Consider the following 21,585-nt stretch of genomic DNA (forward strand, 5'->3'; position numbering starts at 1 on the left):
GTGATTGAATCCCTGGTAAAAGGCGCGCTAGCGCAACGTCTGGTCATTGCCGTCATCGCCGTGGTCATCCTGCTGTTCGGGCTGGATGCGACCCGCAAACTCTCGGTCGACGCCTTCCCCGACGTCACCAACGTGCAGGTACAGATCGCCACCGAGGCCTCCGGACGTTCGCCGGAAGAAGTCGAACGCGGCATTACCGTGCCGCTGGAAGTGATTATGACCGGGCTGCCCGGCCTCACCGAAATGCGCTCGCTGAACAAGCCCGGCCTGTCGCTGATCACGCTGGTATTTACCGAGGATACCGACGTGTTCTTCGCCCGCCAGCTGGTGATGGAGCGTCTGCTCGAAGTGCAGCCGAAAATGCCGCAAGGCATCACCCCGGTACTGGGGCCGGTTTCCACTGGCCTCGGCGAGGTCTACCAGTACACGCTGGAGCGTCCGGATGACGGCAAGCGAGCGCTCACTACCGCCGAACTGACCGACCGCCGTATCGCGCAGGACTGGGTAGTACGCCCATTGTTGCGTTCAATCCCCGGTGTCGCCGAGATCAATTCGCAGGGCGGCTATGTCAAGGAATACCAGATTCTGGTCAACCCGGACCGGCTGCGCCACTACAGCCTGAGCATCGCCGACATTTATCAGGCAGTGGCACGCAATAACGCCAACGCCAGCGGCGGTATCCTGCCGCAACGCGCCGAACAATACCTGATCCGCGGCATCGGTCTGGTGAAAAACCTCGATGATATCCGCGCCATCGTGGTCAAGGAAACCGATGGCGTGCCGGTGTTCCTGCGCGACGTTGCCGAGGTCCGCATCGGCCATGAAGTGCGCTACGGCGCCGTGGTCAAGAACGGCACCACCGAAGCGGTCGGCGGCATCGTGATGATGGCGCGCGGCGGCAACGCCAAGGAGGTGGTATCGCGCATCAAGGCGCGCGTCGATGAAATCAACGCCAAAGGCATGCTGCCCGGCGGCATCAAGATCGTACCCTACTATGACCGTTCCGAACTGGTCGACGCCGCCTTGCATACCGTCACCAAAGTGCTGATCGAAGGCGTGATCCTGGTGGTCATCGTGCTGTTCCTGTTTCTGGGTGATGTGCGCTCGTCGCTGATCGTCGTCGCCACGCTGGTGCTCACGCCGTTGCTGACCTTCCTGGTAATGAATCAGCTCGGGCTGTCCGCCAACCTGATGTCGCTGGGCGGTCTTGCCATCGCGATCGGTCTGATGGTGGACGGCTCGGTGGTAATGGTGGAAAACGCGTTCGGCAAGCTCGGCCACGCCAAACCCGGCGACAGCAAGGTGCGCATCATCCTCAATGCGGCGCTGGAAGTCGCCACGCCGGTGATATTCGGCGTCGGCATCATCATCCTGGTGTTCCTGCCGCTGATGACGCTGGAGGGTATGGAAGGCAAGATGTTCGCGCCGCTGGCGTTCACCATATCGATCGCGCTGGCGATTTCGCTGGTACTGTCGCTGACGCTGACGCCGGTGCTGTCGTCCTACCTGCTCAAGGGCGGTGCCGAGCACGACACCCGTCTTATCGCGGCGATCAAGCGCCCCTATCTGCACCTGCTCAATACCGCACTGCTGCACAGGCGCAAGACCCTGACCATCAGCGTCGCCGCCTTTGTCGGCGCGATACTGCTGGTGCCGTTCCTCGGCAGCAGCTTCATTCCGGAGATGAAAGAGGGTTCCATCGTTCCCGGCATTAATCGCGTTCCCAACATCTCGCTGGAAGAATCCCTGCGCATGGAACAGGAAGGCATGCGTCTGATCATGCAGGTGCCCGGCGTGAAATCAGTGGTATCCGGCGTCGGCCGCGGCGAGAGCCCGGCTGATTCGCAGGGCCCCAACGAATCCACGCCTATCGTCAGCCTGAAGCCGCGCGACGAATGGCCCAAGGGCTGGACCCAGGACAATATCGCCGAAGCCATACGCAACAAACTGTCCGCGCTGCCCGGCGTGCAGATCGTCATGGCGCAACCGATTTCGGATCGCGTCGATGAATTACTGACCGGTGTACGTTCTGACATTGCAATTAAAGTCTTTGGCGATGATATGGATGAGCTCAAACGCAAAGCCGACGCAATTGCCAAAGTCGCGCGCACCGTCCCCGGTGCACAGGATATACGCGTTGATCGCGTCACTGGGCAGCAATATCTGGTGATCGATATCGACCGTCCCACCATCGCCCGCTACGGCCTCAACGTCTCGGACGTGCAGGACCTGATCGAAACCGCGATCGGCGGCAAAGTCGCCACCGAGATTTTCGAAGGCGAACGCCGCTTCCAGGCCACCGTGCGCTTGCCTGCGGCCTTCCGCGACAACATCGAAACCGTACGCAACATCCTGATCACTACGCCGTCGGGCGCCCAGGCCAATCTGAGCGACCTCGCCCGCATTAATCTGGTCGAAGGCCCGGCCCAGATCAGCCGCGAGATGGGCAAGCGCCGTATCGTCGTCGGCGTCAACGTGAAGGACCGCGATCTCGGCAGCTTTGTCGCCGAGCTGCAGCAGAAGGTGGATCAGCAGGTGAAACTGCCTGAAGGCTACTATCTGGAATGGGGCGGCCAGTTCCAGAACATGGAACGCGCGATGGGTCACCTGATGGTGATCATCCCGATCACTATCGCCGCCATCTTCTTCCTGCTGTTCCTGCTGTTCAGCTCGCTGCGCCTAGCCAGCCTGATCATCCTCGTGCTGCCATTCGCGTCGATAGGCGGGGTCATCGGCCTGTTCGTCAGCGGCGAATACCTGTCGGTGCCGGCATCGGTCGGCTTCATCGCACTGTGGGGCATGGCGGTATTAAACGGTGTAGTATTGGTGTCCTATATCCGCTCGCTGAGGGAGCAGGGAAAATCGGTAGGCGAAGCTGTCGCCGAGGGCGCCGCGATGCGTTTCCGCCCGGTGATGATGACGGCTACGGTCGCCATGCTCGGCCTGGTGCCGTTCCTGTTCTCCACCGGCCCGGGCTCGGAGATCCAGCGTCCGCTGGCCATCGTGGTGATCGGCGGCCTCATCACCTCCACGCTGCTGACGCTGGTGGTATTGCCGGCCCTGTATAAATGGTTCGATGAACCGCCGATCGAAGCCTGATCCGGGAAGCGGCAACAGCCGCTTCCCGGAATGATGACTTTATGCTGCCAACTATTTTTATACCGTTTCCAGGATAGGAAAAACGATGAAAGAAATCCGCGCCATTATTCGCCCAAAACGCCTGTCACAACTGCGTGAGGCGTTACGCGACATCTCCCATTTCCCCGGCGTGACCGTGTTTCGCGGCGAAGGCTTTACCGCGCCCGAATCCATCGACCGCCGCAGTCTGCGTGCCGAACTGACCGATTTCACCGACAAGATACTGGTGTCGGTGATCGCCCGCGACGAAATGGTGGATACCATCACCGAAGTCATCATGCGCGAGTGTCGCACCAGCCAGATCGGCGACGGTCTGATCTGGGTCATGCCCGTCATCAGCGTGCAGCGCATCCGCGACGGTCACTGGCTACAAGCCAATGAAACCGGCATAGAATGTGTGTCAACGCACAGTGACACGGTTTGAATCTCATGATAATGTAACAGGACTTTTAATCAGGAGCATGCATCATGGCCGTACTGGAACTCAATCAGGAAAACTTCGAATCCACCGTACTTGACAATGATTTCGTCATCGTCGATTTCTGGGCGCCATGGTGCGGCCCGTGCCGCGCATTCGCTCCGACCTTCGAAGCCGCAGCGGAAAAGCATACCGACATCACCTTCGCCAAGGTCAACACGGAAGTCGAACAAGGCATTGCCGCCAGTTTCCAGATCCGTTCCATCCCTACCCTGATGATCTTCCGTGAAAAAGTGATCATCTACTCGCAGCCCGGATCACTGCCTGCTGCCGGACTGGATGAATTGATCGCGAAAGTACGCGAACTGGACATGGCGCAAGTGCACAAGGAAATCGCCGAAGAGCAGGCTGCACAAGCAAACAAGGCCTGAAACAGCGCGCAAAAATGGCCGTACAGCTAACGCTGTACGGCCATTTGCATTTATCGGCTCAGCTGCTCACTGCATAGCCAATATCGGCGGCAATTGTTTGGCCAGGGTCTGGCGCTGCTGCGTCGCCTTGCCGGTCAGCGCAAAGCCCAGTAATTGACCGTTCGCATCCTGATAGAGCGCACAGATGCCGTCTTCCTGACAATCCACCGCCCAGGTAGCGCTGTCCGGCACACTTGGCGCCGCCACCGCGATTGGGCAAGCAGGCGTCTTCACCACCACCGGCATCGCGGGGTAGGCGACACTGGTCGGCGTACCCGATAACGTCACTGCCAACGCCCGCGCCTGCGCCATCAGTGGCAGCACGTACGGCAGCACATGGCCTTCCACTTCGGCACAATCGCCGATCGCATAAATACCCGGCACATTGGTTTGCAGCTGCCGATTGACGCGAATGCCGCGTCCGGCGTGGATACCCGCGTTCTGCGCAAGCTGGGTGCGCGGTCGCAAACCGATCGCCGACAGTACGGCATCAGTCTCTATGCTCGAGCCATCGTTCAGGCTGACTATCAAATTATCGCCGTGATGATCCACCGCGACCGCCATGCGCTGCAAATGCCAGGTTACGCCCAGCTTCGCCAGACCGTCACGCAATGCGGTTGCAGCCGCCTCGGGCAACAGGCGTTCCAGCGGATATGCCTGCGGATGCACGATATCCACCTGATAACCGGCAGTCGCCAGATCATTCGCGAACTCGCAGCCGATCAAACCGCCGCCGAGTATGGCGACACGTTTGGCATTCACGATCGCGGCACGGAAGCGTGCATAATCGCTCAAGTCGTTGACCGACAGCACCGCATCGGTCGCGTCACCCGCCAGTTGCGGGCGCACCGGGTCAGCGCCCAGCGCCAGCACCAGCTGGCTGTAAACCAGCGTTTGGTCTTGCAGCTGCACCTGTTTTGCAGTTGCATCGATCGCCAGCACTTGCCGGTGAGTCAGAATCTGCGCATCGAGTTGCTCGCGCATGCTTTCCACCCTGGCGTTGACCAGCTGATCCGGCGCTTTGTTTTGCGCCAATGCGGTGGACAGCATGGGCTTGCTATACGCATCCCCATCGTCGGCGGTAACGATGGTCAATGCGGTTTCCTTATCGAGTTTGCGGAACTCGCGCGCCAGTGTGTAAGCCGCCATGCCGCTGCCGATGATGATAATGGGATGCATATAACCTCTAAACTTTCAAAATACGATGGTGGACAGGAGCGGCATGATTTTTCAGTATTTCACCCTGCACGTCAATGCCGGATCCGTGCCCCCTGTCCAAACTGCATTCAGACTTCTATCATTTCGAAATCGGCCTTTGCCACGCCGCAATCCGGACAAGCCCAGTCGGCAGGGATGTCTTCCCAGCGCGTACCCGGCGCAATACCTTCTTCCGGCAAACCCGCCGCTTCGTCATAGATAAAACCGCATACGATACATTGCCATGCTTTCATTTCGTTCTCCTGGATAATGGTTTGATTACGCAGCCTGGACTTTAGCCAAGGTATCGCGGTAATGGTTAGCGTGCTTTTCTTCCACTTTCGCCAATGCGGCAAAACGCTTGGCAGCCTTTTCCAGCATCGCACGGAAGCGCGCCGCATGCTCTTTGGACTCGGCGATCTGTTCGTCCATTTCGGCTACGGCGGCATGGTTGCCTTCCTCAACGGCTGCATGACGGAAAGCGGGATACATTTCAGTGTACTCGTAGGTTTCGCCGGCGATCGCCATGTCCAGGCAACGTGCCGGGCTCATGGTGTCTTTCGGGTAGAGCAGATCCAGATGCCCGAACGCATGCATCACTTCCTGCGCAGCGGTTTCTTCAAAGACACGAGCGGTCGCTTCGTCGCCTGCCGCACGGCACATTTTTGCAAAGTACATGTATTTGATATGTGCCATCGACTCGCCGGCAAAAGCGGCTTCGATATTCTTGACAGTAACTGATTCGGTGTTGGCCATGATATTTCTCCTGTAGGTTAGTGGAGCTTGTGCTCACAGTTCATATCTTACGCAACCCATCATGATTGTTCAAATTGATTGTTTCAATTTATTTGATAGTTTTTTTCTATTGATCTGGTTTTAAAGATACACCGGCCGCCAACGACCTGCGGCTCAGATCAGGGGGAGGGAAGGCGCCCAGTGCACGCAGGGCAACGCGGATTGCAGTACCGCCTGCCGCAGCGCCTCTATCGCTTCCATGCGCGGATAGCTCTTGCGCCAGGCCAATGCCACCGGGCGATCCGGTGCAGGTCCGATAAAGGGGCGAAATGCGAGCAGGCCCTGCTCGATGGGCGTCTGGGTAATGGCAGTGCACGGCATCACGGTAATCCCCACCCCGGAAGCGACCATATAACGTATGGTTTCCAGACTGCTCGATTCCAGCGTCTTCTGGATGGTACCCGGCGATGCGGATGAGCGGTTAAGCGCCGGGCAGGCCTGCAATACCTGATCGCGGAAACAGTGCCCGGAACCCAGCAGCAGCATGTTTTCCTGCGCCAGCTCATTCACATCGATGCTGGTTTTTTTCCGCCACGGATGATCGGCAGGCAATGCCACCTGGAACGGCTCGTGATACAGTGTGAGCGTTTCCACCCCCGGTTCGTCGAACGGCAGCGAAATGACAATCACGTCCAGTTCGCCCTGGCGGAGTCTTTCAGCCAGCTTGCGGGTGAAGTTTTCTTCCACCTGCAACGGCATTTGCGGCGCCAGATGATGCAATGCGGGGATGAGATGCGGCAGCAGATACGGCGCGATGGTATAGATCGCACCGAGACGCAGCGTGCCGATGAGCGGATTCTTGCCCTGCTGCGCGATTTGCTTGAGGGTGTTGGTCTGCTCCAGGATGTGCGCGGCGTGTTCGACGATGCGCGCGCCGATCGGCGTGACGCTGACCTCGTTGTTGGCGCGCTCGAACAGCGCGACACCCAATTCGTCTTCCAGTTTCTTGATCGCCACACTGAGCGTCGGCTGCGATACGAAGCATGCCTCCGCCGCGCGTCCGAAATGATGCTCACGCGCCACGGCAACAATATAGCGAAGTTCGGTCAGCGTCATGATCGCATGCGTCCTGAATGGTTAATTGGCTTTATTCGCCACGCGGCGGTATGCCCAGACCATCATCGCCGCGCCGGCAACGATCATCGGCAACGACAGCCACTGCCCCATGCTCAGGCCCATCGCCAGCAGCCCGAGGAAATCGTCCGGTTCGCGCGAGAATTCCACCAGAAAACGGAATGTGCCATAGCCGACCAGGAACAGCCCGGACACCGCGCCCAGCGGACGCGGACGCGCCGAAAACAGCCACAACAGCGCAAACAAAGTCAGGCCTTCCAGACCGAATTCATATAACTGCGACGGATGGCGCGGCACCATGTCCACGTTCGGGAACACCATGCCCCACGGCAAATCCGTTGGCCGCCCCCATAATTCGCCGTTAATGAAATTACCGATACGCCCGGCACCCAGACCCAGCGGCACCAGCGGCGCGATGAAATCGGTAATGGCCAGCCAGGATTTGCGTTCTCGCCGTGCAAATAACCACATCGCGAAAGCCACCCCAGAAAGCCGCCATGGAATGACATGCCGCCTTGCCACACGTAAAAGATCTCTATCGGATGCGCCAGATAGTAGCTGAATTTATAAAACAGCACATAGCCCAAACGCCCGCCCAGTACCACCCCAAGCACACCGTAAAACAACACGTCATCCAGCTGTTTGATATTCCAGCCGGAGTCGGGATGCTGCTTGATACGCAGCCGCCCCAGCACCAGCAACATCATAAATGCGAGCAGATACATCAGTCCGTACCAGCGGATGGAGAGCGGGCCGATGGCGATAGCAACAGGATCAAATTGTGGATGAATAAGCATGGCTGTCCGGAATGGGATAAAATTAGCAATATTATCGCATTAGATTAAAGGTTACACATGCCCACTTATCGTTCCCGCACCACTACCCAGGGTCGCAACATGGCTGGAGCCCGCGCATTATGGCGCGCGACCGGCATGAAAGACGGCGATTTCGAGAAACCGATCATCGCCATCGCCAACTCGTTTACCCAGTTTGTACCGGGCCATGTGCATCTGAAGGACATGGGGCAGCTGGTGGCGCGCGAGATCGAAGCGGCGGGCGGCGTCGCCAAGGAATTCAATACCATCGCCGTCGATGACGGCATCGCGATGGGTCATGGCGGCATGCTGTACTCGCTGCCGTCGCGCGAGCTGATCGCCGACAGTGTCGAATACATGGTCAATGCCCACTGCGCCGATGCGCTGGTGTGCATTTCCAACTGCGACAAGATCACCCCGGGCATGCTGATGGCAGCAATGCGCCTGAACATCCCGGCGGTATTCGTCTCCGGCGGACCGATGGAGTCCGGCAAAACTACCATTCACGGCAAAGTGATGAAACTGGATCTGGTCGACGCCATGGTATCCGCCGCCGACACCAGGGAAACCGACGCCGAAGTCGAACAGATCGAGCGTTCCGCATGCCCCACCTGCGGCTCGTGTTCCGGCATGTTTACCGCCAACTCGATGAACTGCCTGACCGAGGCGCTAGGCCTGAGCCTGCCGGGCAACGGTTCCACGCTGGCGACCCACGCCGACCGCAAGCAACTGTTCCTGCAAGCCGGCCGCCTGATTGTCGATCTGGCCAAACGCCATTACGAGCACGACGACTACACTGTACTGCCGCGCAGCATCGCCTCGTTCGGTGCGTTCGAGAACGCCATCGCGCTGGATATCGCGATGGGCGGCTCCACCAATACCGTATTGCATCTGCTGGCATCGGCATTTGAAGGCGGCGTACCGTTCACCATGCAGGACATCGACCGCATGAGCCGGCGCGTGCCCAACTTGTGCAAGGTCGCTCCGGCCACCCAGCAGTTCCACATGGAAGACGTGCATCGTGCCGGTGGCGTCATGGCCATTCTCGGCGAGCTTGACCGCGCCGGGCTGCTGCACAGCGATCTGCCTACCGTGCACAGCAAGACCATGGGCGAGGCGCTGGTCAAATACGACATCATGCAAACCACCGACGAAGCGGTGAAAACCTTCTTCCGCGCCGGCCCCGGCGGCGTGCCGACTCAGGTCGCCTTCAGCCAGGACAAGCGCTGGCCCGGGCTGGACACCGACCGCAGTACCGGCTGCATCCGCGACCTGGCACACGCTTATAACAAGGAAGGCGGCCTTGCCGTATTGCATGGCAACATCGCCAAGGACGGCTGCATCGTCAAAACTGCTGGCGTGGACGAGAGCATTTTCAAATTCAGCGGCCCGGCGCGCATTTTCGAATCGCAGGATAGCGCAGTAGAAGCCATCCTCGGCGACAAGATCGCCGCCGGCGATATCGTGCTGATCCGTTACGAAGGTCCCAAAGGCGGCCCCGGCATGCAGGAAATGCTGTACCCGACTTCATATATCAAATCCAAAGGTCTGGGCAAAGCCTGCGCGCTGATCACCGACGGCCGTTTCTCCGGCGGCACCTCCGGACTCAGCATCGGCCATGTCTCGCCGGAAGCGGCGGAAGGCGGCGCCATCGGGCTGGTGGAAGAGGGCGACATCATCGAGATCGACATTCCCCAGCGCAGCATTCACCTGGCGGTAAGCGATGCGGAGCTTGCCCGCCGCCGCGTAGACATGGAAAACCGCGGCGACAAGGCCTGGCAGCCGGTCAATCGCAATCGTTCGGTATCCGTCGCGTTGCGCGCTTACGCCGCGATGACCACTTCGGCCGCAACTGGAGCGGTACGCGACGTCACTCAAGTCGAACGCAAGAAATAAAGGCGCAGAGTGAGCAAATCCGGCATGCGCGCGATTCTGGTCGCCAACCCCAAGGGCGGCAGCGGCAAAACCACGCTGGCGATCTCCCTCGCGGGCGCGCTGGCTGGTGCCGGACATAATGTGCGCTTGCTGGATCTGGACAAGCAGCAGTCGGCAAGTACATGGGTAAAACGCCGCGCGGCCGGGCTGCCGCCTGTCTGGCTATTCGATCAGACCCAGAGCACGGCAGGGAAAGAAGGCTGGCTGATCATCGATTCACCAGCCGGATTGCATGGCAAGAACCTGGAGCGTGCACTGAAACTGGTCGAGCGCGTCATCGTACCGATTGCACCGTCGGTGTTCGACATCGAGGCCAGCCGCTCGTTTCTGGACGTACTGCAGGCAGAAAAAGCCATCCGCAAGGAACGTGCCTTTATCGGCATGGTCGGCATGCGTGTTGCCCCGCGCACCCGTGCCGCCTCGACGCTGGAATCGTTTTTGCTCGAACACAAGCTGCCGGTACTCGCACATTTGCAGGAAACCCAGGCTTACATCAACGCAGCATTTGAAGGCAAAAGCGTGTTTGATTTGCCTCCGCGGCTGACGGAGCGCGAGCGCGAGCAATGGCAACCCTTGTTAAGCTGGCTTGCCGTCAGACAGTAGGTATGTACTGTGCGAAACTAGCGCATCTATCTGCTATCATCCGCTCAAATCTTATATACAATTCATTATCGTAAATTTAACTGAAGGGGTCACAAATGAAATTACTCTTAAACGCTGCAGTCTTTGCGTTAGCGATGGTTGCCGGTCAAGCCGGTGCAGTCGACAATACCGGCTTGTCCCTGGCGCAGAAGAACGCGTGCCTGACTTGCCATTCGGTCGACAAGAAAATCGTCGGCCCGGCTTACAAGGATGTGGCGGCAAAATACAAAGGCGACAAAACCGCTGAAGCGCACCTGATAGACAAGGTTAAAAAAGGCGGCGCCGGCGTATGGGGCCAGATTCCGATGCCGCCTAACCCGCAAGTCAAGGACGAAGACCTGCGTGTCATCGTGAAATGGATCCTGGCACTGAACTGATGGCGTTGCGCTAATCAACCCCAGGCCGACAGCGATGTCGGCCTAATTTTTTTATGGTCCGGATTCACGCCAGTAAGGCTTTGTGGTATAACAAAAGCGTTTGTAACATTACGTTATTCTACGGAGCCGTCCCTTGAACCCCACGCTACGCAACACCTTATTGACCGCGCTCGTCGGCGCTATTCTTGTTTCCGGTTGCAGCAAGCAAAACCAGACAACAGGCAGCGACAATATCATCAAGATCGGCTCTGCTTCACCCCTTACCGGACCGCAGGCACACCTCGGCAAGGACAACGAAAACGGCGCGCAACTGGCAGTTGACGAAATCAATGCCGCCGGGCTTGAACTCGATGGCAAGAAAGTCCGCATCGATCTGATTGCCGAAGATGACCAGGCCGACCCCAGAGCCGCCACCACCGTCGCACAGAAGCTGGTCGACGACGGCATCGTTGGCATCATCGGACACCTGAACTCCGGCGCCACGATCCCCGCCTCCAAAATCTATTTCGATGCCGGCATCCCGCAGATCTCGCCGTCGGCCACCGCGATCAGTTACACCGCTCAGGGCTATAACACCGCATACCGCGTGATGACCAACGACCGCCAGCAAGGGCAGGTGCTCGGCCAATACGCCGTCAACCAGCTCGGCGCCAAGCGCATTGCGGTGATCGATGACCGCACAGCCTACGGACAAGGTCTCGCCGACGAATTCGAAAAAGCGGTGAAAGCTGCCGGCGGAGAAGTGGTTGCACGCGAGTACACCACCGACAAATCCACCGATTTCATGGCGATCCTGACCTCGATCAAATCCCGCGACCCGCAGGTGGTGTTTTTTGGCGGCATGGACCCGCAAGCCGCACCGCTGGCCAAACAGCTGAAACAATTAGGCATCACCGCACAGTTACTAGGCGGTGACGGCATGCAGACCCCCGCTTTCATCAATCTGGCAAATAGCGATGCCGAAGGCGCCATCGCCTCCAATCCTGGACTGCCGCTGGACAGCATGCCCGGCGGCAAGGCCTTCAAGGAAAAATTCAACGCACGTTTCGGGGAAATCCAGAACTATGCGCCCTACGCCTACGATGCAGTCTACGTCATGGTGCAAGCCATGAAGCGCGCGAATTCGTCTGACCCGGAAAAATATCTGGCCGAACTCCCCAAAACCGATTACCAGGGCGTAACCGGGCGCATCCGTTTTGACAGCAAGGGCGATCTGACCGATGGCGCGGTGACCCTGTATCAGGTCAAATCGGGCAAATGGCAAACCTTGCAAACTATCCAGAACACTAATACCAAGTAGGCGGTTTGATGGATATTTTCGTCCAGCAGCTCATCAATGGCCTGGTGCTGGGCAGCGTGTATGCGCTGGTCGCGCTCGGCTACACCATGGTCTATGGCATCCTCGAACTGATCAACTTCGCCCACGGTGAAGTCACCATGTTCGGCGCGATGATCGCATTGGCAGTGATTTCTGCATTGACCGGGGGAGGAGTGGATTTACCCGGCGTAGTGGTCGCATTGCTGGGGCTGCTCGCCGCCATACCCGCGTGCATGGCGCTGGGTTACACCATAGAACGCGTGGCATACCGGCCGCTGCGCCATGCGCCGCGACTGGCGCCCCTGATTACCGCCATCGGCGTATCCATCGTGCTGCAGAACGTAGCCATGCTGATCTGGGGACGTCAGTACATCTCCTTCCCGCCCATCCTGCCGCAAGGCCATCATAACCTGTGGGGCGCACGCATCACTGACGTGCAGATCGCGATTCTGCTGACTTCGGTCGTGCTGATGATCGCATTGACGCTGCTGGTGCAACGCACCCGGCTCGGCCGTGCCATGCGCGCCACCGCGCAATCGCCGCAACTGGCCGGACTGATGGGCGTGAATGCCAATACCGTGATCTCGATCACCTTCATTATCGGTTCCGGCCTGGCAGCCATAGCCGGCGTTATGGTAAGCGCTTACTATGGGCTGGCGCACTATTACATGGGCTTTCTGCTCGGCCTTAAAGCCTTCTCCGCGGCCGTGCTCGGCGGCATCGGCAACCTTGCCGGGGCGATGCTGGGCGGCCTGCTGCTGGGCGTGATCGAAAGCCTGGGCGCAGGCTACATCGGCGACGTCACCGGCGGCTTCCTCGGCAGCAATTACCAGGACGTATTCGCGTTTTTCGTGCTGATACTGGTGCTGATCGTGCGGCCTTCCGGCTTGCTCGGCGAACGCGTAGGTGAGCGGGCCTGATGAAAACACGCAGCAAGCAGGTCTGGCTCACTTTTGTCGTGCTCGCAGTCGGCCTCGCACTGCTGCCGTTACTGGTGGAAGCGGGGTTGGGCCGCTCCTGGGTGCGCGTCATGGATCTGGTGCTGCTCTACATCATGCTGGCAGTCGGGCTGAATATCGTGGTCGGCTATGCCGGATTGCTGGATCTTGGCTATATCGCATTTTACGCGGTCGGTGCCTATTGCTACGCGCTGCTGGCGTCGCCGCAATTCGGCCTGCATTTGCCGTTCTGGGCGTTATTACCCATAGGCGCCGCAGCGGCGGGACTGTTCGGCGTATTGCTGGGCGCGCCGACCTTGCGCCTGCGCGGAGATTATCTGGCGATCGTCACGCTCGGATTCGGCGAAATCATCCGCATCTTCCTCAATAATCTCAATGCCCCGGTCAATATCACCAACGGTCCGCAGGGCGTCAATCTCATTGACCCCATCCGCATCGCCGGTTTTTCTTTCGGCAAAACCCACCATATCCTCGGCATCACCTTCTCCTCCCCGCAACTCTACTACTACCTGTTCCTGCTGCTCACGCTCGGCATCATTTTCATCGCGCTGCGCCTGCAGGATTCACGCATCGGCCGTGCCTGGGCAGCAATACGCGAAGATGAACTGGCGGCTCAGGCCACCGGCATCAACGTGCGCAATGTCAAGCTGCTTGCGTTTGCGATAGGTGCGACCTTCGGCGGTGTTGCCGGCGGCCTGTTCGCGGGGTTCCAGGGCTTCATCAGCCCGGAAAGCTTCAACCTGATGGAATCGGTGATGATCCTGTGCATGATCGTGCTCGGCGGCATGGGCAATATTCCCGGCGTGGTGCTGGGTGCGATTCTGCTCACCGTGTTGCCGGAAGCCTTGCGCTATGTCGGCGACTGGCAACGCGCGACACTCGGTCATGTCATCGTCGATCCCACCGATTTGCGCATGCTGCTGTTCGGCATGGCACTGATTCTGATGATGCTGTTCCGTCCCGCCGGTCTGCTGCCGTCGAACCGCCACAAGCGTGAATACCATGACTAATCCCGACATCATCCGTGTCGAAGGCATCAGCAAGCACTTCGGCGGCATCCGCGCGCTGCATGAGGTGTCACTATCGGTACGCCGGGGCGAAATACTCGGTCTGATCGGCCCCAACGGCGCCGGAAAAACCACGCTGTTCAACATTCTCACCGGGCTATACACCCCCAGCAGCGGGAAATTATGGTGCGGCACCCGGTCGATGCTGGGAATGAAACCGCATCAGGTATTGCAACTCGGCATCGCCCGCACTTTCCAGAATATCCGTCTGTTCGCCGACATGAACGCGCTGGAAAACGTCATGGTCGGCCGTTATGCGCGCACCCATGCCGGCGTCATCGGCGCGATACTGCGCAATCGCGGCACACGTCTGGAAGAGGCCGCCATCCGCCAGCGTGCCCATGAACTATTGGCGCTGGTCGGTATCACCCGGCACAGCAACACGCTGGCAAAAAACCTGTCCTACGGCGACCAGCGCCGTCTGGAAATCGCTCGCGCACTGGCCACCGACCCGCAAGTGCTGGCACTCGACGAGCCGGCGGCAGGCATGAACCCGACCGAGCGCGACACCCTGAAACAGCTCATACGCACCCTGCGCGACGAGCTCGGCCTGACCCTGCTGGTCATCGAGCATGACGTCAAACTGATGATGAGCCTGTGCGACCGCGTCGCGGTACTGGATTTCGGCGAAAAAATCGCGGAAGACGTACCCGCCCGGATTCGCATCAATCCGCGCGTCATCAGCGCCTATCTGGGAACCGAGGCATGAGCGCATTGCTGAACGTGCACGATCTGCGCGTCGCCTACGGGCAGATCCATGCCGTACAGGGCATCAGCCTGAATGTAGCGGAAGGCGAGCGTGTGTGCCTGATCGGTGCCAACGGCGCCGGCAAGACCACCTTGCTCAAGGCCATTGCCGGCATGCTTCCCAGTGCGGGCGGCAGCGTACATTTCGCCGGGCAAGCCATCACCCACAAGCCCTCGCATCAGATCGTACCGCTTGGTATCGCGCTGGTGCCGGAAGGGCGCGGCATATTCTCCCGCCTCAGCGTCGCCGAGAATCTGGAAATGGGCGCCTATATCCGCCGCGATAGCGCCGCCGTCAAACAGGAAATCGACACCATCTACCAGCGTTACCCGCGTCTGGGCGAACGCCGCGCACAACCGGCGGGGCAGCTCTCCGGCGGCGAACAGCAACTGCTCGCCATCAACCGCGCCTTGCTATCGCGCCCGCGCCTGCTGCTGCTCGACGAACCCAGCATGGGCCTGGCGCCGTTGATGGTCAATGCGATCTTCGCCACGTTGCAGGATGCGCACCGGCAGGGCGTCGCATTGCTGCTCGTCGAACAGAATGCCCGTCTGGCGCTGGCGCACAGCGACCGCGGCTACATACTCGAAACCGGCAAGATCAGCCGGCATGACAGCGCCACCCAGCTCGCCGCCAATACTGACATCAAGAAAGCCTATTTCGGAGAATAAGCCGCACTCTCGCTAAAAAAGTGTAGTATGGGTTTTTACCGTAGCGAAACACGCTGAACGCAAATCCGGATTCCGCGTCCAATCTGTAATTGATTTCTCTTTTTCAGAACAGGAAAGCACCATGAATCTATACCTCAGCATAGGCCCCCTCGCAGCACTCATCGCCGGCATCCTTATTCTGCTGATGCCGCGGCTGCTGAACTTCATCGTCGCAATTTATCTAATCATTATCGGCTTGGTCGGCCTGTTTGGCGCTGGCCATGTATAACCTATAACCAGCCCTCAACGGCCACCCTACTCAAGGAGATCCACTATGCGTAAATTAATGATAAGCACGCTCGCCGCCACGCTCGCACTCAGCGGCTGCGCCAACATGTCGGAAACCGATCGCGGCACCGCCACCGGTGCGGGCATCGGTGCCGGACTCGGCGCCATCATCGGCGCGACGACGGCGGGTGGTGGCGGCGGTCGTGCTGCAACCGGCGCGGTGCTGGGCGGCATGGCGGGTGCAGTCGCAGGAAACATCTGGTCGAAGAAGATGGAAAAACAGAAACAGGAGATGGAACAGGCTACCCAGGGAACCGGCGTGCAGGTCAGTCAGACCGCGGATAACCGCCTGAAACTGGAGATCCCCAGCGATATCTCGTTCGACACCAATCGCGCCGATATCCGCCCCAATTTCCGCCCGATCCTGGATAAATTCGCCACCAGCCTGGCCGAGAACCCGGCCACCATGGTCACCATCGTCGGCCATACCGACAATACCGGCAATGACGCCATCAATGACCCGCTGTCTCGCGAACGTGCGGCACGTACCCGCGATTACCTGACCACCCGCGGCATCGCCCCGGCGCGCTTCACCATAGACGGACGCGGTTCGCATGAGCCGATCGCATCCAACGATACCAGCGCAGGCCGCGCCAAAAACCGGCGAGTGGAGATTTTCGTAGCCGAACCGCAACGATAATCCGTTGTAAAACATCAGCATGTATCATGGCGAGCGTTTCAACGCCATCAGCCACCTGATCGGCGCCGTACTGGCGCTGGCAGGCGGCGTGCTGTTGATAGTGCTGGCGGCCTTGCACGGCAATGCACGCACAATAATAGGCGTCTCGATTTACAGCATCGCACTGGTGCTGCTGTACACCGTTTCCACGCTTTATCACAGCCTGCGCGGACGGGCCAAGGACATCCTGCGCAAACTCGACTACCAGGCCATCTACCTGCTGATCGCGGGCAGCTACACGCCGTTTTGTCTGGTAACGCTGCACGGCGTATGGGGCTGGTCGCTGCTTGGCATCGTGTGGACGCTGGCAATAATAGGCATGTGGCAGGAACTCCATCCCAAAAACGAAGCAAGAGTGCTGTCTGTAGTGATCTACGTGCTGATGGGCTGGGTGGTGTTGATCGCCATTACGCCGCTGCTGCATGCCCTGGGCAAGGCCGGTTTCATCTGGCTGGCGGCTGGCGGCGTTCTGTACACCGGCGGCATCGTCTTTTATGCCTATGATTACAAATTCAAGCACTGGCACGGCATCTGGCATCTGTTCGTGGTTGCTGGCAGCGCGACACACTATTTCGCCATATTGTTTTACGTAGTGTGAGGAGTTCTCCAAATCACTAGCCAGTAATTGCTCCGGTAGAAATGGACCAGCCAAATGTAAGTTCAATGTAAGCAACTGCATGATATTTTGGAGAATTCATGCCGCTTACGGAGACACTCTTGCGTGCAACAGCCCCCCTTCACTCATTTCCACCCGACTGCGGCGGCATACTCATCCACGGCCCGACACGTGAAGACGTCGAAACCGCGAAAGAACGTTTTCTGCTGCAACTGGAAGAACTCAAGCTCCATCGTTTCGTCCATACGACCCACGAAGTAAAGGCCGGCTGCCACAGCATCCGTTTTCAGCTCGACGCCTGGATCGCAAACGAGTGGGCAGCCGATTGCGACACTACGCAGCTTTGTACTCAACTTCAACTCGACACCAACAATAACGCCAACGATCTCGCGCGGGAAATCCTGCTGGCCATGCTGCTGGGTCCGGTCGCTTTCGAATTCCCTAGCCATGAGGAACTGCAATCGGCAGTCCGCATCCGCCAGAACATCGTCACCGCCGGGCGCAGCACCGCGATGGCGTTCGACACGGTAGTAGCGGAACGCCCCACCGAATACTGGACCTACAGCGAAGAAAACGGTTTCACCGTATTGCCGGGGAAGCCGCTCATCACTGCGCTGCAAAAGGCCACGCAACCCGGCGCTTCCGGCAGGCTGTATTCGTTCTCCTGTTATCGAGCGACCGAATACGTCATCCTGCTCGGCATCGCGCAGGAACTGACGACCAGCAACCCAACGCTGTTCCATCAATTGCAGCGACAATGGGAACAGCAAGCCATCATGTCCGGCAGGTTCCATGAAACGTTCCTGCGCGAATACGGCTCCATGGCCGCACCACTGCCGCCCAAATACTACGTCCCCGGTGATCGCCTGTGGTTCCGCAACCCCGACGCCCATTCCTCCGACGTCATGGGTTACGAAGGTTCATGGGTGTTCTACCTCGGCAACGGCCTGTTCTCCAATTTCTGGAAGCCGGACCAGCCCTACACGCTGACAGCGAAATGCCTGGAACTGTTCCACTGGCGTCACGCTACCTACCGCGATCCGTCCGGCGAACTGCAGATCGACGAATCGATAGTGGAAGCACGCGTACGCGAATCGATGAACGACCCCGATGAAGTCGAACGCATCCTCGCTGAGATGCTGCGGTTGCGCGAGCCGCAAGGAATCTATGTCGATGGCGGCTGCATCGACACCTCGCGCGAATATCCGCGCTGGGTGTGTCCGCACACCGCTGATTTGCAACTGCCCGGAATCTAATCCGGCATCGGCAGAGGCCCGTGCCCGGCTGACCCGGCATAAGTCTTGAAGAATGCCAGCGTCAGCACGCGCGCCGCAGCATGGTCGACAATCGGCACGGGGTAATCGCGTCCTATCTGCACCCCATACTCCTGCTGTTGCGCCGGGGTCAGCAGCCACGGGGCATGAATATATCTGCCAGGCACGGCAGCAAGCTCAGGCAGGTAGCGCTTGATGAATTTTCCGGCGCTGTCGAATTTCTGCGACTGGGTGACGGGATTGAAAATCCGGAACCAGGGCTGCGCATCGCAGCCGGTAGAAGCACACCACTGCCAGCCGCCGTTGTTGGCCGCCAGATCGAAATCAATCAGATGCTCGGCGAAATATGCCTCGCCCCGGCGCCAGTCGACATGCAGATCCTTCACCAGAAACGACGCAGCGACCATGCGCAGGCGATTGTGCATGTAACCGGTCTGATTGAGCTGGCGCATCGCGGCATCGATAACAGGATAACCGGTGCGCGCCTGACACCATGCCTCGAAATGCCCGGGCGGATTCGGCCAAACGATGTCGTCGAAATCGGCTTTGCAGGCATGGCCATGTGCCAGCGCCGGGTGTTGCCATAATGTCTGCTGATAGAATTCGCGCCAGATCAGCTCCGACAGCCAGGTCTGCGCCCCCGCACCGCCATGGTGGTAGGCATAATTCACCAGCTGGCGGATGGAGATGGTGCCGAAGCGCAAATGCACCGACAGGTACGACGGCCCCTTAAGCGCGGGGAAATCGCGGATCTCGTGGTAGCGATCGATACGCTCCATGAAATCCTGCCAGGTGTGTGCCGCCCCTTCACTGCCTGGCAGGATCGCCAGCTGCTGCAGATTGGTATGCTCGAATCCCAGCTCTGCCAGCGTCGGCATGGCTTGCGCGGGCAGACTGAGGTAATTCGCCTCGGCCGGATAAGGTTGCAGGTACAACGGCGTCAGTTTCTTCAGCCAGGCGTTTTTATAGGGAGTGAAGACGCCGAACGGCTTGCCGGCCTGCGTCAATAGCTCGTCGCATTCAAACACGACCTGATCCTTATAGCTGTACAAGTGCCGTCCGACTGCGGTCAATTGTTCGGCGACCAGCGCATCGCGCTGTGAGGCTTGCGGCTCGTAATCCCGATTGCAGAATACCGCTTCGGCAGCGTATTCGGCAGCCAATTGCGGGATCAGCTCGGCTGCCCGGCCATGACGCACGACCAAGCTGCTGCCGCGCGCTTCCAGCTCCTGTTTTAACGCGCTGACGCACTCCCGGATGAATTCCACCCGTCGGTCCTGGCGCGGCAAGCCTTGCAGGATATCGCTGTCAAAGATGAACACCGCCACGACTTGCCTGGCAGCGCGGGCGGCGTGGTACAGCGCGGCATGATCGTGCAGGCGCAAGTCACGGCGCAGCCAGAGCAGGGCGGTGTCATGCATGGGCTTTACGCAACCGGTGCACGACGCGCCAGCCCAGCAGCACGGTCAGCACTCCTGCATAGATCAGCGGCTCGGTCAGATCCTTCTTCACCAGCCAGGCATAATGCAACACCCCCAGAATGGCGATCACATACACCAGCCGATGCAGCATCTGCCAGCGTTTGGCGCCCAGCCGCCGGATCATGCCGTTGCTCGAAGTCAGCGCCAGCGGGATCAGCAGCACGAAAGCGGTAAAACCCACGGTAATGAAGGGACGCTTGTACACGTCCTTGAGCATCGCAGCGACATCGAAGAACTGATCCAGCCAGATGTAAGTGATGAAATGCAGGCAGGCGTAGAAGAATGAAAACAGGCCGAGCATGCGCCGCACCCGGATCAGGCTGTACCAGCCGGTCAGCTGCCGCAGTGGCGTCACCGTCAGCGTCAGCATCAAACCGACCAGCGTCCAGGTGCCGGTGGAATGGGTGATGAATTCGACCGGATTGGTGCCCAGACCATCGCTAAAACCCAGAAAAATCAGGCGCAGCAGCGGATAGCATCCCAGCAGGAATATCCCGATCCTGAACCAGCGTATCTGCTTGGCTGAAGCGGGCATTAATAGTATTTCCGCAAATCCATGCCGCGATAGAGCTGCGCTACCTGATCGCCATAACCGTTAAAGGGCAGGGTATCGCGCTTGAAAAATTCGCCGATGCGGCGCTCCTTGGCCTGACTCCAGCGCGGATGATTGACTGCGGGATTCACGTTCGAGTAGAAGCCGTATTCGCTCGGTGCGGCGCGTCCCCAGGCAGTCTGCGGCTGCCGGTCGGTAAAACGGATGCGTACGATGGCTTTGGCGCTCTTGAAGCCGTATTTCCACGGCACCACCAGACGTATCGGCGCACCGTTCTGGTTCGGCAGCGTCTGCCCATACAGGCCAACGGCAAGCAGGGTCAGCGGATGCATCGCTTCGTCCAGGCGCAGACCTTCGATATACGGCCAGTCCAGCACCGCGCGGCGCTGTCCGGTCATCTGCGCGGGATCGTGCAATGTGGTGAACTCGACATATTTGGCATTGCCGGTCGGCTCCACCTGACGAATCAGGCTGGCGAGCGGAAAACCTACCCACGGAATCACCATCGACCAGCCTTCCACACAGCGCAGCCGATAGATGCGCTCTTCCAGCGGGAAGGCCTTCATCAGCGCATCGATATCCCATACCTTGGAGTATTTGACCTCGCCATCGATGCTGACCGTCCATGGCCGGGTTTTCAGATTTTGAGAATTTTCGGCAGGGTCGGATTTGTCGGTGCCGAATTCGTAATAATTGTTGTAGGTAGTGACGTCCTTGTACGGCGTCAGCTTCTCCGTCGTGCTGTAGCGATTGTTCACCACCGCCGCCAGCCGCATGCTGGCCTCACTCACTCCCGGCAGCAACGCCCCGGCCGCGATGGCCGCGCCCGCCTGCATGAATTGACGGCGGCGCCGGTACACGGCTTCCGGAGTGATTTCAGACGAAGGCGTATCATGGGAGGAACGGATAAGCATGACGCATGCTCCTGATTATTGACTGATGTTATGGGTTGTCCACGAACCACACGAAAAGCACGAAAACAACGGCCAATTCTATTCAGGCATGGTCTGAATGACGACCAGGGCTCAGAC

The 21,585-nt window shown here is 59.1% G+C and carries 22 protein-coding genes and 1 pseudogene; 15 read left to right on the plus strand and 8 right to left on the minus strand.

Annotated elements, in window-relative coordinates:
• The 3 genes from CAP31_RS00395 to trxA all read left to right on the plus strand — a co-directional run bounded on the left by CAP31_RS00395 (position 1) and on the right by trxA (position 3,987).
• Positions 1-3,099, plus strand: coding sequence for an efflux RND transporter permease subunit (locus CAP31_RS00395; RefSeq protein WP_087445716.1), 3,099 nt, complete (start codon positions 1-3; stop codon positions 3,097-3,099).
• Positions 3,100-3,184: 85 nt separating this feature from the next.
• On the plus strand, positions 3,185-3,562 hold the full coding sequence (locus CAP31_RS00400; RefSeq protein ID WP_087445717.1) for a P-II family nitrogen regulator: 378 nt from the start codon (positions 3,185-3,187) through the stop codon (positions 3,560-3,562).
• Between the two features lie 44 nt (positions 3,563-3,606).
• Entirely contained in the window at positions 3,607-3,987 is a 381-nt protein-coding gene (trxA, locus tag CAP31_RS00405; RefSeq protein ID WP_087445718.1) for a thioredoxin, read from the plus strand.
• 66 nt (positions 3,988-4,053) lie between these two features.
• Here trxA and CAP31_RS00410 read toward each other — a convergent pair whose 3' ends face one another.
• The 5 genes and pseudogenes from CAP31_RS00410 to lgt all read right to left on the minus strand — a co-directional run bounded on the left by CAP31_RS00410 (position 4,054) and on the right by lgt (position 7,889).
• Positions 4,054-5,205, minus strand: a complete 1,152-nt coding sequence (locus CAP31_RS00410; RefSeq protein ID WP_087445719.1) for an FAD-dependent oxidoreductase — start codon at positions 5,203-5,205, stop codon at positions 4,054-4,056.
• 107 nt (positions 5,206-5,312) lie between these two features.
• The gene (locus CAP31_RS00415) at positions 5,313-5,477 is read right to left on the minus strand and encodes a rubredoxin (RefSeq protein ID WP_087445720.1); all 165 of its coding nucleotides are present in this window, start codon (positions 5,475-5,477) and stop codon (positions 5,313-5,315) included.
• Positions 5,478-5,502: 25 nt separating this feature from the next.
• Complete coding sequence (locus CAP31_RS00420; RefSeq protein ID WP_087445721.1) at positions 5,503-5,979, minus strand: rubrerythrin family protein; 477 nt, start codon at positions 5,977-5,979, stop codon at positions 5,503-5,505.
• Positions 5,980-6,132: 153 nt separating this feature from the next.
• A complete protein-coding gene (locus CAP31_RS00425; protein WP_087445722.1) occupies positions 6,133-7,074 on the minus strand; it encodes a hydrogen peroxide-inducible genes activator in 942 nt (313 codons plus the stop codon).
• A gap of 21 nt (positions 7,075-7,095) precedes the next feature.
• A pseudogene (gene lgt / locus CAP31_RS00430) lies at positions 7,096-7,889 on the minus strand (prolipoprotein diacylglyceryl transferase).
• A 57-nt stretch (positions 7,890-7,946) separates the two neighbouring features.
• On the opposite strand from lgt, the gene ilvD reads away from it, so the two are divergent.
• From ilvD to CAP31_RS00490, 12 genes are all read left to right on the plus strand, one after another.
• Positions 7,947-9,803 carry a dihydroxy-acid dehydratase gene (gene ilvD / locus CAP31_RS00435; protein WP_087445723.1) on the plus strand — a complete coding sequence of 619 codons (1,857 nt, stop codon included), beginning with the start codon at positions 7,947-7,949 and terminating at the stop codon, positions 9,801-9,803.
• Positions 9,804-9,812: 9 nt separating this feature from the next.
• Entirely contained in the window at positions 9,813-10,445 is a 633-nt protein-coding gene (locus CAP31_RS00440) for an AAA family ATPase (RefSeq protein WP_369802418.1), read from the plus strand.
• A 95-nt stretch (positions 10,446-10,540) separates the two neighbouring features.
• Positions 10,541-10,861, plus strand: coding sequence for a c-type cytochrome (locus CAP31_RS00445; protein WP_087445725.1), 321 nt, complete (start codon positions 10,541-10,543; stop codon positions 10,859-10,861).
• 133 nt (positions 10,862-10,994) lie between these two features.
• Complete coding sequence (locus CAP31_RS00450; protein ID WP_189836624.1) at positions 10,995-12,161, plus strand: branched-chain amino acid ABC transporter substrate-binding protein; 1,167 nt, start codon at positions 10,995-10,997, stop codon at positions 12,159-12,161.
• A gap of 8 nt (positions 12,162-12,169) precedes the next feature.
• A complete protein-coding gene (locus CAP31_RS00455) occupies positions 12,170-13,099 on the plus strand; it encodes a branched-chain amino acid ABC transporter permease (RefSeq protein ID WP_087445727.1) in 930 nt (309 codons plus the stop codon).
• Positions 13,099-14,148: an ABC transporter ATP-binding protein gene (locus CAP31_RS00460; protein WP_087445728.1), complete on the plus strand. Its 1,050-nt coding sequence runs from the start codon at positions 13,099-13,101 to the stop codon at positions 14,146-14,148. Before CAP31_RS00455 ends, CAP31_RS00460 begins: the two co-directional genes overlap by 1 nt.
• Complete coding sequence (locus CAP31_RS00465; RefSeq protein WP_087445729.1) at positions 14,141-14,914, plus strand: ABC transporter ATP-binding protein; 774 nt, start codon at positions 14,141-14,143, stop codon at positions 14,912-14,914. Before CAP31_RS00460 ends, CAP31_RS00465 begins: the two co-directional genes overlap by 8 nt.
• Positions 14,911-15,624 (plus strand): ABC transporter ATP-binding protein, encoded by a 714-nt coding sequence (locus tag CAP31_RS00470; RefSeq protein WP_087445730.1) that lies wholly within the window; start codon positions 14,911-14,913, stop codon positions 15,622-15,624. The genes CAP31_RS00465 and CAP31_RS00470 overlap by 4 nt, the downstream gene beginning before the upstream one ends.
• A 121-nt stretch (positions 15,625-15,745) precedes the next feature.
• Positions 15,746-15,892, plus strand: coding sequence for a DUF3096 domain-containing protein (locus CAP31_RS00475; protein ID WP_087445731.1), 147 nt, complete (start codon positions 15,746-15,748; stop codon positions 15,890-15,892).
• A gap of 45 nt (positions 15,893-15,937) precedes the next feature.
• A complete protein-coding gene (locus tag CAP31_RS00480) occupies positions 15,938-16,591 on the plus strand; it encodes an OmpA family protein (RefSeq protein WP_087445732.1) in 654 nt (217 codons plus the stop codon).
• Between the two features lie 19 nt (positions 16,592-16,610).
• Positions 16,611-17,228, plus strand: a complete 618-nt coding sequence (locus CAP31_RS00485) for a hemolysin III family protein (RefSeq protein WP_087445733.1) — start codon at positions 16,611-16,613, stop codon at positions 17,226-17,228.
• Between the two features lie 98 nt (positions 17,229-17,326).
• A complete protein-coding gene (locus CAP31_RS00490) occupies positions 17,327-18,502 on the plus strand; it encodes a hypothetical protein (RefSeq protein ID WP_223247309.1) in 1,176 nt (391 codons plus the stop codon).
• Here the strand turns inward: CAP31_RS00490 and CAP31_RS00495 are convergent.
• The 3 genes from CAP31_RS00495 to msrP are packed head-to-tail and all read right to left on the minus strand — an operon-like array spanning position 18,499 to position 21,468.
• The gene (locus CAP31_RS00495) at positions 18,499-19,941 is read right to left on the minus strand and encodes a deoxyribodipyrimidine photo-lyase (RefSeq protein ID WP_087445734.1); all 1,443 of its coding nucleotides are present in this window, start codon (positions 19,939-19,941) and stop codon (positions 18,499-18,501) included. The two genes, CAP31_RS00490 and CAP31_RS00495, sit on opposite strands and share 4 nt — an antisense overlap.
• Positions 19,934-20,536 carry a sulfite oxidase heme-binding subunit YedZ gene (locus CAP31_RS00500; protein ID WP_087445735.1) on the minus strand — a complete coding sequence of 201 codons (603 nt, stop codon included), beginning with the start codon at positions 20,534-20,536 and terminating at the stop codon, positions 19,934-19,936. Before CAP31_RS00500 ends, CAP31_RS00495 begins: the two co-directional genes overlap by 8 nt.
• Positions 20,536-21,468, minus strand: coding sequence for a protein-methionine-sulfoxide reductase catalytic subunit MsrP (gene msrP, locus CAP31_RS00505; RefSeq protein ID WP_087445736.1), 933 nt, complete (start codon positions 21,466-21,468; stop codon positions 20,536-20,538). The genes CAP31_RS00500 and msrP overlap by 1 nt, the downstream gene beginning before the upstream one ends.
• Positions 21,469-21,585 lie beyond the last annotated feature (117 nt).

The organism is Sulfuriferula sp. AH1 (assembly GCF_002162035.1).
GTDB lineage: Bacteria > Pseudomonadota > Gammaproteobacteria > Burkholderiales > Sulfuriferulaceae > Sulfuriferula.

What these genes read in the sequence shown, in the direction of transcription:
- CAP31_RS00415 (WP_087445720.1), bottom strand. Translation starts at nt 5,477, where the DNA reads ATGAAAGCATGGCAATGTATCGTATGCGGTTTTATCTATGACGAAGCG.
- CAP31_RS00495 (WP_087445734.1), bottom strand. Translation starts at nt 19,941, where the DNA reads ATGCATGACACCGCCCTGCTCTGGCTGCGCCGTGACTTGCGCCTGCAC.
- CAP31_RS00490 (WP_223247309.1), top strand. Translation starts at nt 17,327, where the DNA reads ATGCCGCTTACGGAGACACTCTTGCGTGCAACAGCCCCCCTTCACTCA.
- CAP31_RS00465 (WP_087445729.1), top strand. Translation starts at nt 14,141, where the DNA reads ATGACTAATCCCGACATCATCCGTGTCGAAGGCATCAGCAAGCACTTC.
- CAP31_RS00400 (WP_087445717.1), top strand. Translation starts at nt 3,185, where the DNA reads ATGAAAGAAATCCGCGCCATTATTCGCCCAAAACGCCTGTCACAACTG.
- CAP31_RS00455 (WP_087445727.1), top strand. Translation starts at nt 12,170, where the DNA reads ATGGATATTTTCGTCCAGCAGCTCATCAATGGCCTGGTGCTGGGCAGC.
- CAP31_RS00420 (WP_087445721.1), bottom strand. Translation starts at nt 5,979, where the DNA reads ATGGCCAACACCGAATCAGTTACTGTCAAGAATATCGAAGCCGCTTTT.
- CAP31_RS00480 (WP_087445732.1), top strand. Translation starts at nt 15,938, where the DNA reads ATGCGTAAATTAATGATAAGCACGCTCGCCGCCACGCTCGCACTCAGC.
- ilvD (WP_087445723.1), top strand. Translation starts at nt 7,947, where the DNA reads ATGCCCACTTATCGTTCCCGCACCACTACCCAGGGTCGCAACATGGCT.
- CAP31_RS00470 (WP_087445730.1), top strand. Translation starts at nt 14,911, where the DNA reads ATGAGCGCATTGCTGAACGTGCACGATCTGCGCGTCGCCTACGGGCAG.
- CAP31_RS00475 (WP_087445731.1), top strand. Translation starts at nt 15,746, where the DNA reads ATGAATCTATACCTCAGCATAGGCCCCCTCGCAGCACTCATCGCCGGC.
- CAP31_RS00485 (WP_087445733.1), top strand. Translation starts at nt 16,611, where the DNA reads ATGTATCATGGCGAGCGTTTCAACGCCATCAGCCACCTGATCGGCGCC.
- CAP31_RS00410 (WP_087445719.1), bottom strand. Translation starts at nt 5,205, where the DNA reads ATGCATCCCATTATCATCATCGGCAGCGGCATGGCGGCTTACACACTG.
- CAP31_RS00500 (WP_087445735.1), bottom strand. Translation starts at nt 20,536, where the DNA reads ATGCCCGCTTCAGCCAAGCAGATACGCTGGTTCAGGATCGGGATATTC.
- msrP (WP_087445736.1), bottom strand. Translation starts at nt 21,468, where the DNA reads ATGCTTATCCGTTCCTCCCATGATACGCCTTCGTCTGAAATCACTCCG.
- trxA (WP_087445718.1), top strand. Translation starts at nt 3,607, where the DNA reads ATGGCCGTACTGGAACTCAATCAGGAAAACTTCGAATCCACCGTACTT.
- CAP31_RS00425 (WP_087445722.1), bottom strand. Translation starts at nt 7,074, where the DNA reads ATGACGCTGACCGAACTTCGCTATATTGTTGCCGTGGCGCGTGAGCAT.
- CAP31_RS00445 (WP_087445725.1), top strand. Translation starts at nt 10,541, where the DNA reads ATGAAATTACTCTTAAACGCTGCAGTCTTTGCGTTAGCGATGGTTGCC.
- CAP31_RS00460 (WP_087445728.1), top strand. Translation starts at nt 13,099, where the DNA reads ATGAAAACACGCAGCAAGCAGGTCTGGCTCACTTTTGTCGTGCTCGCA.